Source organism: Streptomyces sp. SDT5-1, from assembly GCF_052245995.1.
GTDB lineage: Bacteria > Actinomycetota > Actinomycetes > Streptomycetales > Streptomycetaceae > Streptomyces.
The window spans coordinates 3,655,759-3,670,058 of sequence record NZ_CM125963.1 but is presented as its reverse complement, the minus strand read 5'-3'; the positions used below and the strand labels follow the sequence as shown (position 1 = coordinate 3,670,058).

Sequence of the window (14,300 nt, the reverse complement as noted above, 5' to 3'; positions counted from 1 at the left end):
CACGAACGCCATGCCCCGCGGCCGCTATTCGCTCCACGATCCGCACGATCACACCCCTCTCGGTGAAGAGCACTTCCAGTGCGCGCCCGGCCCCTCCGGCTGGCGCTACGTAGCGCAACGGACCACCCCCTCCGGCGACCACGCCGGCTCGATCGACCTCGCCCTCGACGAGCTCGGCCGTCCCATCCGCCTCGAACTGAACGCCGCGAGCTGGCAGGTGAGAGGCGCCGCCCTGGACGGCGTCACCTGGGTCCGCACCGACCCCACCGGCACTCACGCGACCGAAGGAAACGCCCCCGCGCACGCGTTCACGGGAATGTCCCCCGCGTTCCTCATCGCCACCGCACGTCTGCTCGGTCTCACCCCCGATTCCCCCTCGACCCGCGTCCGCCTCGTCGCCCTGACGGATCCCGTCCTCGCCCCGCGCACCGTGGACCAGTCCTGGACCTTGCTGAACAGCGAAGCACACGCCACTGACAACGGACCCCTGATCGTGGACGCGTACCAGGTCACAGCCCTGGACACGGGGGAGCAGCAGGCCGTCCACATCGCCGGCGACGTGGTCCTCGCGGCCCCCGGCATCGAGCTGGAGGACCTCGAGACCCCGCCGTCAACCTTTCGCTGACGCCGCCGCGCTCAGGCGGGCGGGACGAAGCCGGTGGCGGGCCCGTCCGACTTCTCGGGCCGGGTGGGGGCGGCGTCGACGGGGGCGGCGTCGGGCGCGGGTGCATGCGCGGGAGGAGTAGGAGGAGAAAGAGGAGGGGAAAGAGGGGGAGCGGCAGGCGGCACGGGCCCCGCCGGGGCCACCTGAGCTCCGCCGGCGCCCCCGGCACTCGCCCCGAGCGCCCGCCGGGCCTCCCGCGACTGCCGCTCATGCGTCACGGCCGCCAGATACGCCGCAGGCGGCATGTCACTCGGCACCGGCGCCCCGGTGTGCGCGGCGAGCTCACCCGCAAGCCGCTCGGCCATGCCCCACCCGATCTGCGGATCCAGCTGGCTCATCCGCGTCAGGTACTGCCGCACCGCCAGCCACAGCCCTTCCGGCACCGCCGACAGATCCAGCTCGGCGAACCGCCCCACCAGCCACGGCGGCGGAGGCGGCACGGCCGCCATCTGCCCTGTCGGCACCCTCTCCCGTACGACAAGGGTCCCGGCGAACACGTCCCCGACCCGCCGACCGCGCGCGGACACCAGCGACGCGATGCACGCCACGACGCCGAAGGTCATCAGGATCTCCACGACCCCGACCGCCCCTCGCACCAGCGCGTGCCGGAACCGGATCGGCCCGCCGTCGTCCCGTACGACCCGCAGCCCGCACGCGAGCTTCCCCAGCGACCGCCCGTGGCTCAACGTCTCCACGGCGATCGGAATCCCGACCAGGACCAGCAGAAACGTCGCCACCGCGACAGCCGCCACCGCGGCATCGTCGAGCGAGGCGGTGGCGGCCGCGAACCCCATGGTCACCGCGATGTAGACGGCGAACGCCACCGCCAGGTCGATGAGCACGGCGAGCGCCCGACTCGGCAACTTCGCGGGCCGCAGCTCCAGCGCCACCGCCTCACCCGTCACCAGCTCACTCACGCCGGCCACCCACCCTTCAACGAGCTGCCCCATTGACCGCCAGTCTGCCAAGCTGAAGACCGATCGCGCCGTACAGGTGCCGGAAAGCGAGGAGCAGCAGACCGGATGGACCTCGACGTCTTCGTGTCGGCACACCGCGCCGAGTGGGACCGCCTGGACACCCTGCTGCGCCGCCGACGCCGGCTCACCGGCGCGGAGGCCGACGAACTGGTGAGCCTGTACCAGCGCACCGCCACCCACCTCTCGCTCATCCAGTCGAGCGCACCGGACCCGCGGGTCATCGGCCGCCTCACGCAACTCGTGGCACGCGCGCGTAGTGCCGTGACCGGCACCCGCCGTGCCTCATGGCGCGACGTGACGCGCTTCCTCACCCACGGTTTCCCGGCAGCGGTCTACAGGGCGCGCCATTGGTGGGTGCCCACCGCACTGCTCTCGACGGCGATAGCCGCCCTGATCGGCTGGTGGATAGCCACGCACCCCGAAGTCCAGGCCTCCATCGCGGCCCCTTCCCAGCTCCGCGAGATGACGCGCCCCGGTGGCCAGTACGAGACGTACTACTCGAGCCACCCGGCCGCGTCCTTCGCCGCACAGGTGTGGACGAACAACGCTCAGGCCGCCGCCATGTGCCTCGTCCTGGGCGTCTTCCTCGGCCTGCCGGTCCTGTGGATCCTCTTCCAGAACATGCTCAACGTAGGGGTGGGGATCGGCCTGATGGCCTCGGTCGGCCGCCTCGACACCTTCCTCGGCCTGATCCTCCCGCACGGCCTGCTCGAACTGACCGCGGTCTTCGTAGCGGCAGGGACGGGTCTCCGCCTCGGGTGGACCGTGATCGACCCGGGCCCCCGCACCCGCAGAACGGCCCTCGCCGAAGAGGCCCGCGCCGCCCTCGGCATGGCGATCGGCCTGGCCCTGGTCCTCTTCGTCTCCGGCGCCATCGAAGGCTTCGTCACCCCCTCCGGCCTCCCGACCTGGGCCCGCATCGCCATCGGCATCGCCGCCGAGCTCGCTTTCCTGGCCTACGTCTATGTCCTCGGCGGTCGAGCGGCCCGCGAGGGAGAAACGGGCGACGTGGACGCGGACGAGCGCAGCGCCCTGCTGCCGACCGCCGCCTGAGGTGCGAGCGCCCCTGCTGACCTGCTAGTCTCCTCTTCGCCCCGGAAAGGCCGTTGACACGGCCCGAACGGGGAGGTAGATTCGAACAGTTGCCCCGAACTAGACAGGTTCGACCGCAACGGTTAGCATCTAGCGCGCTTCACGAAATTCAATTCGAGAAGCCCCCTCCCGATTAATCGGAAATCCTGAGTCGGTTCGACCGGCCCAAAACTTCTGATAAAGTCGGAACCGCCGAAAGGCAAAGGCCCTCCAGCGGCCACCGGAAATGAACTCCGAACCGGAAACGGAACGGAAAACGGATCTGGTAAGATTGGAAACACGAAATACCGAAGGGAAGCGCCCGGAGGAAAGCCCGAGAGGGTGAGTACGAAGGAAGCGTCCGTTCCTTGAGAACTCAACAGCGTGCCAAAAATCAACGCCAGATATGTTGATACCCCGTCTCCAGCGTCTGCTGGGACGAGGTTCCTTTGTAAAACACAGCGAGGACGCTGTGAACGGTCGGATTATTCCTCCGACTGTTCCGCTCTCGTGGTGTCACCCCGATTACGGGGAAACATTCACGGAGAGTTTGATCCTGGCTCAGGACGAACGCTGGCGGCGTGCTTAACACATGCAAGTCGAACGATGAAGCCCTTCGGGGTGGATTAGTGGCGAACGGGTGAGTAACACGTGGGCAATCTGCCCTGCACTCTGGGACAAGCCCTGGAAACGGGGTCTAATACCGGATGACACTCCTTCAGGCATCTGGAGGGGTTGAAAGCTCCGGCGGTGCAGGATGAGCCCGCGGCCTATCAGCTTGTTGGTGAGGTAGTGGCTCACCAAGGCGACGACGGGTAGCCGGCCTGAGAGGGCGACCGGCCACACTGGGACTGAGACACGGCCCAGACTCCTACGGGAGGCAGCAGTGGGGAATATTGCACAATGGGCGCAAGCCTGATGCAGCGACGCCGCGTGAGGGATGACGGCCTTCGGGTTGTAAACCTCTTTCAGCAGGGAAGAAGCGAAAGTGACGGTACCTGCAGAAGAAGCGCCGGCTAACTACGTGCCAGCAGCCGCGGTAATACGTAGGGCGCAAGCGTTGTCCGGAATTATTGGGCGTAAAGAGCTCGTAGGCGGCTTGTCGCGTCGGTTGTGAAAGCCCGGGGCTTAACCCCGGGTCTGCAGTCGATACGGGCAGGCTAGAGTTCGGTAGGGGAGATCGGAATTCCTGGTGTAGCGGTGAAATGCGCAGATATCAGGAGGAACACCGGTGGCGAAGGCGGATCTCTGGGCCGATACTGACGCTGAGGAGCGAAAGCGTGGGGAGCGAACAGGATTAGATACCCTGGTAGTCCACGCCGTAAACGGTGGGCACTAGGTGTGGGCAACATTCCACGTTGTCCGTGCCGCAGCTAACGCATTAAGTGCCCCGCCTGGGGAGTACGGCCGCAAGGCTAAAACTCAAAGGAATTGACGGGGGCCCGCACAAGCAGCGGAGCATGTGGCTTAATTCGACGCAACGCGAAGAACCTTACCAAGGCTTGACATACACCGGAAAACCCTGGAGACAGGGTCCCCCTTGTGGTCGGTGTACAGGTGGTGCATGGCTGTCGTCAGCTCGTGTCGTGAGATGTTGGGTTAAGTCCCGCAACGAGCGCAACCCTTGTTCTGTGTTGCCAGCATGCCCTTCGGGGTGATGGGGACTCACAGGAGACCGCCGGGGTCAACTCGGAGGAAGGTGGGGACGACGTCAAGTCATCATGCCCCTTATGTCTTGGGCTGCACACGTGCTACAATGGCCGATACAATGAGCTGCGATACCGCAAGGTGGAGCGAATCTCAAAAAGTCGGTCTCAGTTCGGATTGGGGTCTGCAACTCGACCCCATGAAGTTGGAGTTGCTAGTAATCGCAGATCAGCATTGCTGCGGTGAATACGTTCCCGGGCCTTGTACACACCGCCCGTCACGTCACGAAAGTCGGTAACACCCGAAGCCGGTGGCCCAACCCCTTGTGGGAGGGAGCTGTCGAAGGTGGGACTGGCGATTGGGACGAAGTCGTAACAAGGTAGCCGTACCGGAAGGTGCGGCTGGATCACCTCCTTTCTAAGGAGCATCTAGCGTCCCGCAAGGGATGCCAGAGCCACTACGTCGGCAAACGTTCGACGGTGGATAGCTCATGGGTGGAACGTTGATTATTCGGCACACTTGACCTGCTCTGGTCGCGAGTACTGCTTCGGCGTGGAAAGCGAGATGGAGGGGCGAGGGTGTCGGGCACGCTGTTGGGTGTCTGAAGGTACGGCCGCGAGGTCGCCTTCAGTGCCGGCCCCGGTGAAGCGCCAAGGTTCTTGGTGTGTGACGGGTGGTTGGTCGTTGTTTGAGAACTGCACAGTGGACGCGAGCATCTGTGGCCAAGTTTTTAAGGGCGCACGGTGGATGCCTTGGCACCAGGAACCGATGAAGGACGTGGGAGGCCACGATAGTCCCCGGGGAGTCGTCAACCAGGCTTTGATCCGGGGGTTTCCGAATGGGGAAACCCGGCAGTCGTCATGGGCTGTCACCCGCTGCTGAATATATAGGCAGTGTGGAGGGAACGCGGGGAAGTGAAACATCTCAGTACCCGCAGGAAGAGAAAACAACCGTGATTCCGGGAGTAGTGGCGAGCGAAACTGGATGAGGCCAAACCGTATACGTGTGAGACCCGGCAGGGGTTGCGTGTGCGGGGTTGTGGGATCTCTCTTCCATCGTCTGCCGGCGATGGGACGAGTGAGAAACCGTTGATGTAGGCGAAGGACATGCGAAAGGTCCGGCGTAGAGGGTAAGACCCCCGTAGCTGAAACGTTAGCGGCTCGTTTGAGAGACACCCAAGTAGCACGGGGCCCGAGAAATCCTGTGTGAATCTGGCGGGACCACCCGTTAAGCCTAAATATTCCCTGGTGACCGATAGCGGATAGTACCGTGAGGGAATGGTGAAAAGTACCGCGGGAGCGGAGTGAAATAGTACCTGAAACCGTGTGCCTACAAGCCGTGGGAGCGTCGGATATGTGCTTGCACATATCTCGTGACTGCGTGCCTTTTGAAGAATGAGCCTGCGAGTTTGCGGTGTGTTGCGAGGTTAACCCGTGTGGGGAAGCCGTAGCGAAAGCGAGTCCGAATAGGGCGATTCAGTAGCGCGCTCAAGACCCGAAGCGGAGTGATCTAGCCATGGGCAGGTTGAAGCGGAGGTAAGACTTCGTGGAGGACCGAACCCACCAGGGTTGAAAACCTGGGGGATGACCTGTGGTTAGGGGTGAAAGGCCAATCAAACTCCGTGATAGCTGGTTCTCCCCGAAATGCATTTAGGTGCAGCGTCGTGTGTTTCTTGCCGGAGGTAGAGCACTGGATAGGCGATGGGCCCTACCGGGTTACTGACCTTAGCCAAACTCCGAATGCCGGTAAGTGAGAGCGCGGCAGTGAGACTGTGGGGGATAAGCTCCATGGTCGAGAGGGAAACAGCCCAGAGCATCGACTAAGGCCCCTAAGCGTACGCTAAGTGGGAAAGGATGTGGAGTCGCAGAGACAACCAGGAGGTTGGCTTAGAAGCAGCCACCCTTGAAAGAGTGCGTAATAGCTCACTGGTCAAGTGATTCCGCGCCGACAATGTAGCGGGGCTCAAGCGTACCGCCGAAGTCGTGTCATTGCAGCTATACGCCCAACGGCGGCTGTGATGGGTAGGGGAGCGTCGTGTGCCGGGTGAAGCAGCGCCGGAAGGTAGTTGTGGACGGTTCACGAGTGAGAATGCAGGCATGAGTAGCGATTCACACGTGAGAAACGTGTGCGCCGATTGACTAAGGGTTCCTGGGTCAAGCTGATCTGCCCAGGGTAAGTCGGGACCTAAGGCGAGGCCGACAGGCGTAGTCGATGGATAACCGGTTGATATTCCGGTACCCGCTGTGACGCGAAAGACATCGAATCCAGTGATGCTAAGGCCGTGAAACCGCCCGCGCCGGCTTTGCCGGTGGTGGGAGTGGTGGAGCCGCTGACCCAAGTTGGTAGTAGGTGAGTGATGGGGTGACGCAGGAAGGTAGTCCAGCCCGGGCGGTGGTTGTCCCGGGGTAAGGGTGTAGGACGTGATCCAGGTAAATCCGGTTCACATGAGTCTGAGACCTGATGCCGAGCCGATTGTGGTGAAGTGGATGATCCTATGCTGTCGAGAAAAGCCTCTAGCGAGTTTCATGGCGGCCCGTACCCTAAACCGACTCAGGTGGTCAGGTAGAGAATACCGAGGCGTTCGGGTGAACTATGGTTAAGGAACTCGGCAAAATGCCCCCGTAACTTCGGGAGAAGGGGGGCCACTTCTGGTGATCACTCTTGCAGTGTGAGCTGGGGGTGGCCGCAGAGACCAGCGAGAAGCGACTGTTTACTAAAAACACAGGTCCGTGCGAAGCCGTAAGGCGATGTATACGGACTGACGCCTGCCCGGTGCTGGAACGTTAAGGGGACCGGTTAGTCACATTTCGGTGTGGCGAAGCTGAGAACTTAAGCGCCAGTAAACGGCGGTGGTAACTATAACCATCCTAAGGTAGCGAAATTCCTTGTCGGGTAAGTTCCGACCTGCACGAATGGCGTAACGACTTCTCGACTGTCTCAACCATAGGCCCGGTGAAATTGCACTACGAGTAAAGATGCTCGTTTCGCGCAGAAGGACGGAAAGACCCCGGGACCTTTACTACAGTTTGATATTGGTGTTCGGTTCGGCTTGTGTAGGATAGGTGGGAGACTTTGAACCCGGTACGCCAGTATCGGGGGAGTCGTCGTTGAAATACCACTCTGGTCGTGCTGGATGTCTAACCTGGGTCCGTGATCCGGATCAGGGACAGTGTCTGATGGGTAGTTTAACTGGGGCGGTTGCCTCCCAAAGGGTAACGGAGGCGCCCAAAGGTTCCCTCAGCCTGGTTGGTAATCAGGTGTTGAGTGTAAGTGCACAAGGGAGCTTGACTGTGAGACCGACGGGTCGAGCAGGGACGAAAGTCGGGACTAGTGATCCGGCGGTGGCTTGTGGAAGCGCCGTCGCTCAACGGATAAAAGGTACCCCGGGGATAACAGGCTGATCTTCCCCAAGAGTCCATATCGACGGGATGGTTTGGCACCTCGATGTCGGCTCGTCGCATCCTGGGGCTGGAGTCGGTCCCAAGGGTTGGGCTGTTCGCCCATTAAAGCGGTACGCGAGCTGGGTTTAGAACGTCGTGAGACAGTTCGGTCCCTATCCTCTGTGCGCGTAGGAATATTGAGAAGGGCTGTCCCTAGTACGAGAGGACCGGGACGGACGAACCTCTGGTGTGCCAGTTGTTCTGCCAAGGGCATGGCTGGTTGGCTACGTTCGGGAGGGATAACCGCTGAAAGCATCTAAGCGGGAAGCCTGCTTCGAGATGAGTATTCCCACCCCCTTTGAGGGGTTAAGGCTCCCAGTAGACGACTGGGTTGATAGGCCGGATCTGGAAGCACCGTGAGGTGTGGAGGTGACCGGTACTAATAGGCCGAGGGCTTGTCCTCAGTTGCTCGCGTCCACTGTGTTGGTTCTGAAACCACGAACAACCGTCGAAGCCGTCAAGGCTGCGGCTCCGGTTGTGTGTTTCATAGTGTTTCGGTGGTCATAGCGTGAGGGAAACGCCCGGTTACATTCCGAACCCGGAAGCTAAGCCTCACAGCGCCGATGGTACTGCAGGGGGGACCCTGTGGGAGAGTAGGACGCCGCCGAACTCATATTGAAGAAAACCCCCGTGCCATTCGGCACGGGGGTTTTCTGCGTTTAAGGAGGGGGCGACGAGCGCCCCCTCCTTTCGTTTTTCGTCACAAGCGGCCGGCGGATTTCAGGGCCAGATAGGCATCCGCGAGGGCCGGGGGAAGTGCGGACGGGGTCGCGTCGACGACTGTGACTCCGTGGCGGGTGAGTTGTTCCGCCGTGCGGCGGCGTTCAGCCTTGGCCTGTTCCGCTGACGCGGCTTCGTAAATGGCGTCCGTGGAGCCCCGTGCCGATGCCATCGACTCGATTTGCGGGTCGGCCACCGAGGCCACGATCACCGTGTGGCGCTTCGTGAGGCGTGGGAGGAGAGGGAGCAGGCCCTCCTCGACGGGTGCCGCGTCCAGAGACGTAAGAAGGACGATGAGGGAGCGGCGGTGTGCGGTGTGGAGCGCCGTTGCTGTGAGGCCGCGGGCGTCCGTTTCGATCAGTTCGGGTTCCAGTGGGGCCATCGCGTTGACCAGGGCCGGGAGGACGTCGCCCGCTGTGCGGCCCTGGACGAGGGCGCGGGTGCGGCGGTCGTAGGCCAGGAGGTCGACGCGGTCGCCGGCTCGGGAGGCGAGGGCTCCGAGAAGTAGGGCGGCGTCCATGGAGGCGTCGAGGCGCGGGGCGTCGCCGACGCGGCCGGCGGACGTACGGCCGGTGTCGAGGACCAGAAGGATGTGCCGGTCGCGTTCTGGGCGCCAGGTGCGGACGGCCACCGCTGAGTGGCGGGCCGTCGCGCGCCAGTCGATGGAGCGGGTGTCGTCACCGGGGACGTACTCGCGGAGGCTGTCGAACTCGGTGCCCTCGCCCCTGGTCAACACGCTGGTGCGGCCGTCGAGTTCGCGGAGGCGGGCCAGCTTGGCCGGGAGGTGCTTGCGGCTGTGGAAGGGCGGCAGAACGCGGACCGTCCAGGGGACTCGGTGCGTGCCCTGGCGGGTGAAGAGGCCCAGGGGGCCGTAGGAGCGGACCGTGACGCGGTCGGCCGTGCGGTCGCCGCGACGGGTGGGCAGCAGGCGGGTCGTGACCCGGCGGCGTTCGCCTGCGGGGATTCGGAGGCGGTGGCGGGACGCCTCGTACTCGCTTCCGGAGCGCCAGCTGCTCGGGGGCCAGGCGTCGCGGACCTGCGCGCGCAGAGGGCGGCGTGAGGGGTTGGTGATCGTGAGGGTGACGTCGGCCGGGTCTCCGAGGCGTACGGAGGTGTCGCCGGAGCGAGTGAGGCGCAGGCGGCGTACGGGGGCGGCCAGGGCGAAGTCGCAGGCGCAGGCCAGGGCCAGGGGGGTGTTGACGGCCAGGATGCCGGTCCAGCTGGGGTCCCAGATGCCGACGGGGAGGGAGCCCAGGGCGGCGAGGAGCGCCGTGCGTCCGGTCAGAGCCATGTGGTGTCGTCCTCCGTTGCGTCGCAGGTCAGCGGGGGACGGGGACGTGGGTGAGGATCGCGTTGATGACCGAGTCCGCGGTCACGCCCTCCATCTCGGCCTCCGGGCGCAGTTGGACGCGGTGGCGGAGGGTGGGCAGGGCGAGGGCCTTGACGTCGTCGGGGGTGACGTAGTCGCGGCCGGTCAGCCAGGCCCAGGCGCGGGACGTGGCGAGGAGGGCCGTGGCGCCGCGCGGGGAGACGCCGAGGGTGAGGGACGGGGACTCCCGGGTGGCGCGGCAGATGTCGACGACGTACGCGGTGATCTCGGGGGAGACCGTCGTCTTGGCGACGGCCGCGCGGGCCGTTTCGAGGTCGGCTGCCGTGGCGACCGGACGGATGCCGGCCGCCTGCAGGTCGCGGGGGTTGAAGCCGGAGGCGTGGCGGGTCAGGACGTCGATCTCGTCCTGGCGGGAGGGCAGTGGGACGTTCAACTTGAGGAGAAAACGGTCCAGTTGGGCCTCGGGGAGGGGGTAGGTGCCCTCGTACTCGACCGGGTTCTGGGTCGCGATCACCATGAAGGGGTCGGGGAGTTGGCGGGCCGTGCCGTCCACCGTGACCTGGCGTTCCTCCATCGCTTCGAGCAGGGAGGACTGGGTCTTCGGCGGGGTGCGGTTGATCTCGTCGGCGAGGACGAGGTTGGTGAAGACCGGGCCCGGCTGGAAGGAGAAGCGGGCGGTGTTCGTGTCGTAGACCAGGGAGCCCGTTACGTCGCTTGGCATCAGGTCCGGGGTGAACTGGACGCGCTTGGTGTCGAGTTCGAGGGACGACGCGAGGGCGCGTACGAGGAGGGTCTTGGCGACGCCGGGGACGCCTTCGAGGAGGACGTGGCCGCGGCAGAGCAGGGCCACGACCAGGCCCGTGACGGTGGGGTCCTGGCCGACCACGGCCTTGGCGATCTCCGTGCGCAGGGCCTCCAAGGACGCCCGTGAGCTGCGGGGATCCGTCGTGGGCCCGGCGTTGTCAGTGGTCGGGTCCATCATGGGTTCCGTACCTCACTTTCGAGGGCGTCGAGGTGGTCGGCGAGTGCGATGAGTGCTGCGTCGGTCGCGGGTGGCGGGCCGAAGAGGAGGGTGCGCGGGTCCCGGTCGGGCGTGGGGAGTTGGCGGGCCAGGGCCGGCAGGAAGTCCTCGGGCGAGTGCGCCTGGGACACGGGGATGCCGATGAGGGGGGCGAGTCGGGTGCGGGTGGAGATACGCAGGGCCGTGGCGGCGCGGTCGCGGGCGTTCGCCTTGCGGTAGAGGCGGGCGCGGCCTTCGACGGTTTCGGAGGCGCGGATCGCGACGGGCAGGCGCTCCTGGACCAGGGGGCCGAGTCGGCGTGCGCGCCACAGGGCGGCCAGTGCCGCCGCGATGAAGAGCTGAAGTGTGCCCCAGAGCCAGCCCTTGGGGATCAGGTCCACGAAGCTGCGGTCGTTCTGTGCGTCGTCGGCTGCCGACGCGTCGGAGGGGGAGGGGAGGTACCAGACGAGATGAGGGCGCGAACCGAGGAGTTGGAGGGCGAGCGAGGCGTTGCCCTGCTCGTCGAGGGTGTTGTTGACCAGGATGTCGGGGGAGCCGATGACGATCGTGTCGCCTGGGGTCTTGCCGCTGTCGTCGCCTTCGTTGCCGCCGCCATCGCTGGTGTTGTTGCCGCCGTCGCCGCCATCGTCGGCAGAGGACGGCAGGCGAAGGAGCGTGGGGGAGCCGGCGCTCGGGTAGCAGGAGTCGGCGTCGGTCAGGACGGTGCTGTAGCGGTGGCCGCCGGTGGCGGCGGGGCCGGCGCGGCGGGCCGCGGGCAGGGCGCAGTCGGGCGCGAGGGGCCCGTCGGCGGCGGGCTCGGGGTCGGCGGTGACCCCGGGGGCGAGCGTGTCGACGGAGGCGGCGCCGGGGGCGACGAGGACCGTGCGGCCTCCGGAGTCGGCGGTCGCGGCCCGGAGCCGGGACTGCTGGCGGGCCGTGAGGCGATCGGGGGAGGCGACCAGCAGCGTCGTGTCGGGCCCTGCCGCCGCACGGGCCTCGGCGGTGGTGGTGACCACGCGGGTGTCGACGCCACGGTCGGCGAGGAGTTGGGCGACGGCGCGGCTGCCTCGTTCGTCGGCGGAGCGCGGGTCGAGGGCGCCGTGCTGTTCGCCGGAGCGGACCAGCGCGATGAGCACGGCCGCGACCAGGAGGAGGACCAGGGCCAGGGCGATGCCACGGCTGCGGGTCCAGATCTGGCGAGCGGTAGGCGTGATGGAGGTGGCGCCGGCGGGCGCGTCGGTGCCGTCCGAAGGCGGTGGTGGCGCGTTGAGTGTGGCCGTCGCCGTGACGGACTTGGGGTGCCGCGGGTGGTCGCGCGTGGGGTCGTCCTGGTCGTGGCCGGAGTGCGGCGTGTCGGGGGTGGTCGGGTCGGTCACCGGGGCGCTCCCGCGAGGGACGGCGTGGTGCGTTCCGCTTCGGCGTCCAGGGCCGACAGGCGTTCGTACGTCTCCTGGGTCGCGGTACGGCCGCCGTATGCGACGTCGTCGAAGTCGCGGGCGGCCGCACGCAGGCGGTCCGCGAGTGCGGGCAGCGGGCGGGCGGCCTCGGTGGCGGCCTCGTCGGCGGTGCGGCCGGGGCGCGGGTCGAGGAGGGCGCGTTCCTCGAGGGAGCGGACCAGGGCGCGCATCCGTTCCTGGACGGCCTGGTTCCAGTGGCCCTGGGCGGCGTGTGCGTCGGCGGCCGCGCGGTGTTCGGCGGCGCTGCGTGGGCGGTCGTCGAAGAGCGGTGCCGCGGAGGTGGGGGAGCGGCGCGGTGTGCCGAGGCGCCACCACAGGGCGGCGGCCACGGCGACGACGGCCAGCAGGATGACGAGCAGGCCGACGGTGCCGCCCGGGGTGGCGTCGGAAGCGGCGGAGAAGAGTTCGCCGATCCAGTCCCAGAACTTGTTCAGGGCGCGCATGAACCAGTTCGGGTCGTCCTGGTGGTACGCGGGCTTGGACAGCTCGCGCTCGGCCGCCTCCCGCGCGGGGACGCGTGGAGTCGTCACCGGCGGCTCGTCGCCGCCGGTGACGACCGACGAGATCGTCGTGTGGAGCACTCCCCCAAGTGCGCTCACCCCATCAGCTCCCCGGGGTGGGGCCGGTGCCGGAGCCGTAGCCGTTCAGGCCGGCGGCGCGGGCGAGCTCGAGGTCGAGAGCCTCGCGGCGGATGCGCTGGTCGATGTAGAGGAGCACCGTGACGCCCGCCGTGATCGGGAAGGTGATCGTGGAGCCGATCACCGAGCCGATGCCGGTGATGATCAGGAACGCCCAGCCGAAGCTTCCGCCGCCTTCGACGAGTCCGCTGAAGCCGTCTCCGCTGACCGCGCCGCCGATGGCGGTGAACGGGAAGAGGATGATCTCCGAGACGATCGCGGCGATCAGGGACGCGAGGATCGTGATGCCGAAGACCCGCCACCAGGAGCCGCGGACGAGCTTGGTGGAGCGGCCCATGGCCTTGCGGATGGTCTGCTTCTCCAGCATCAGCGCAGGCGAGGCGAGCGACAGACGGATCATCAGCCAGATCGTCACGACGAAGCCGGCGAGGCCGCCGACGATGCCGAGCGTGAGGCCGCCGTCGGACGAGCCGAGCGCGCCGACGAGGATGCCGGGCAGGACCGACACGAGCATGACCGCGGCGGCGATCAGCGGGAGCAGCAGGGTCAGACCGAGCAGCCGCAGGAGCTGGGGCCGGGCGTCGCGCCAGGCCTCCCCTATGGTGACGGGCTGCCCGAGGACGGCGCGGCTGGTGACCGTGGTCAGCAGGGCCGTCGCGACGATCGTGCCGAGCAGCGTGACGATCGCGACGACGGCGGAGCCGATCAGGAGCTCGCCCAGGGCGCTGAAGAGTTCGCGCGGGGTGGCGTTCGGGTCGTCGAGGGCCGAGCTGCTCGCCACGTCGTTGAGGACGAAGCCCTGGAGGAGGACCGCCAGGAGCTGGGTGACCACGGCGACGGTCAGCGAGATGCCGAGGACCGTGCGCCAGTAGGTGCGCATCGTGGACACGGCGCCGTCGAGGATCTCGCCGACGCCGAGCGGGCGCAGCGGGATGACGCCGGGCTTCGCGGCCGCGGGCTTGGCCTGCCAGCCGCCGCCCCAGCCGGGGTAGCCGCTGCCGCCTCCGGGGGCGCCGTAGCCGCCCTGGCCGCCTCCCCAACCTTGACCGCCGCCACCGCCCCAGCCCTGGCCGCCGCCCCAGCCCTGGCCCTGGCCTTGGCCGGGAGCCGGCGGGGGTGGGGGTGGGGTCTGGGCGGAGCCGGAGGGGGCGGACCACTGGGCGGGGGGCGGCTGTTCCTTGGACCACTTCGGGCCCTGGCCGCCGTCGCTCTGCGGGGGCGCGTCCTGCGGACCGCTGCCCTGCGCGTCGCCGGTCTGGTCGGGGCCGGCCTCGCGGTCGCCGTCCGGGCCGTCGGAGGGGGCAGATCCGGGCGATGCCCAGCCCGGAGTGTCGTTCATCGTCGCTCCTTCAAAGT

At 66.7% G+C, this 14,300-nt stretch carries 8 protein-coding genes and 3 rRNA genes; 5 read left to right on the top strand and 6 right to left on the bottom strand.

The annotated features are described in order from the left end of the window. Positions 1-10 precede the first annotated feature (10 nt). Complete coding sequence (locus ACTWJ8_RS17020; protein WP_443264347.1) at positions 11-625, top strand: hypothetical protein; 615 nt, start codon at positions 11-13, stop codon at positions 623-625. Positions 626-636: 11 nt separating this feature from the next. Here the strand turns inward: ACTWJ8_RS17020 and ACTWJ8_RS17015 are convergent, their stop codons facing one another. Further along, positions 637-1,581 (bottom strand): RDD family protein, encoded by a 945-nt coding sequence (locus ACTWJ8_RS17015; protein ID WP_443264345.1) that lies wholly within the window; start codon positions 1,579-1,581, stop codon positions 637-639. Between the two features lie 105 nt (positions 1,582-1,686). Here ACTWJ8_RS17015 and ACTWJ8_RS17010 point away from each other — a divergent pair, with 105 nt between their 5' ends. From ACTWJ8_RS17010 to rrf, 4 genes are all read left to right on the top strand, one after another. After that, positions 1,687-2,694 (top strand): stage II sporulation protein M, encoded by a 1,008-nt coding sequence (locus ACTWJ8_RS17010; protein ID WP_443264343.1) that lies wholly within the window; start codon positions 1,687-1,689, stop codon positions 2,692-2,694. Positions 2,695-3,250: 556 nt separating this feature from the next. After that, positions 3,251-4,776: ribosomal RNA gene (locus ACTWJ8_RS17005) — 16S ribosomal RNA — on the top strand. A 303-nt stretch (positions 4,777-5,079) separates the two neighbouring features. After that, positions 5,080-8,202 (top strand): 23S ribosomal RNA (locus tag ACTWJ8_RS17000). A gap of 90 nt (positions 8,203-8,292) precedes the next feature. Next, a 5S ribosomal RNA gene (rrf, locus tag ACTWJ8_RS16995) occupies positions 8,293-8,409 on the top strand. Together the 16S, 23S and 5S rRNA genes form the textbook arrangement of a ribosomal RNA operon. A gap of 90 nt (positions 8,410-8,499) precedes the next feature. Here the strand turns inward: rrf and ACTWJ8_RS16990 are convergent. The 5 genes from ACTWJ8_RS16990 to ACTWJ8_RS16970 form a co-directional block, all read right to left on the bottom strand. Then, positions 8,500-9,810 (bottom strand): DUF58 domain-containing protein, encoded by a 1,311-nt coding sequence (locus tag ACTWJ8_RS16990; protein WP_443264342.1) that lies wholly within the window; start codon positions 9,808-9,810, stop codon positions 8,500-8,502. 28 nt (positions 9,811-9,838) lie between these two features. Beyond that, positions 9,839-10,828 (bottom strand): AAA family ATPase, encoded by a 990-nt coding sequence (locus ACTWJ8_RS16985; RefSeq protein ID WP_356376045.1) that lies wholly within the window; start codon positions 10,826-10,828, stop codon positions 9,839-9,841. After that, positions 10,828-12,063, bottom strand: a complete 1,236-nt coding sequence (locus ACTWJ8_RS16980; protein WP_443264911.1) for a DUF4350 domain-containing protein — start codon at positions 12,061-12,063, stop codon at positions 10,828-10,830. Before ACTWJ8_RS16980 ends, ACTWJ8_RS16985 begins: the two co-directional genes overlap by 1 nt. 158 nt (positions 12,064-12,221) lie before the next feature. Further along, a complete protein-coding gene (locus tag ACTWJ8_RS16975) occupies positions 12,222-12,905 on the bottom strand; it encodes a DUF4129 domain-containing protein (protein ID WP_356376048.1) in 684 nt (227 codons plus the stop codon). 4 nt (positions 12,906-12,909) lie between these two features. Beyond that, positions 12,910-14,283, bottom strand: a complete 1,374-nt coding sequence (locus ACTWJ8_RS16970; RefSeq protein WP_443264340.1) for a glycerophosphoryl diester phosphodiesterase membrane domain-containing protein — start codon at positions 14,281-14,283, stop codon at positions 12,910-12,912. Between the last annotated feature and the right edge of the window lie 17 nt (positions 14,284-14,300).

Coding starts and splice junctions, on each gene's coding strand:
- ACTWJ8_RS16990 (WP_443264342.1), bottom strand. CDS start 9,810: ATGGCTCTGACCGGACGCACGGCGCTCCTCGCCGCCCTGGGCTCCCTC.
- ACTWJ8_RS16985 (WP_356376045.1), bottom strand. CDS start 10,828: ATGGACCCGACCACTGACAACGCCGGGCCCACGACGGATCCCCGCAGC.
- ACTWJ8_RS17020 (WP_443264347.1), top strand. CDS start 11: ATGCCCCGCGGCCGCTATTCGCTCCACGATCCGCACGATCACACCCCT.
- ACTWJ8_RS17010 (WP_443264343.1), top strand. CDS start 1,687: ATGGACCTCGACGTCTTCGTGTCGGCACACCGCGCCGAGTGGGACCGC.
- ACTWJ8_RS16970 (WP_443264340.1), bottom strand. CDS start 14,283: ATGAACGACACTCCGGGCTGGGCATCGCCCGGATCTGCCCCCTCCGAC.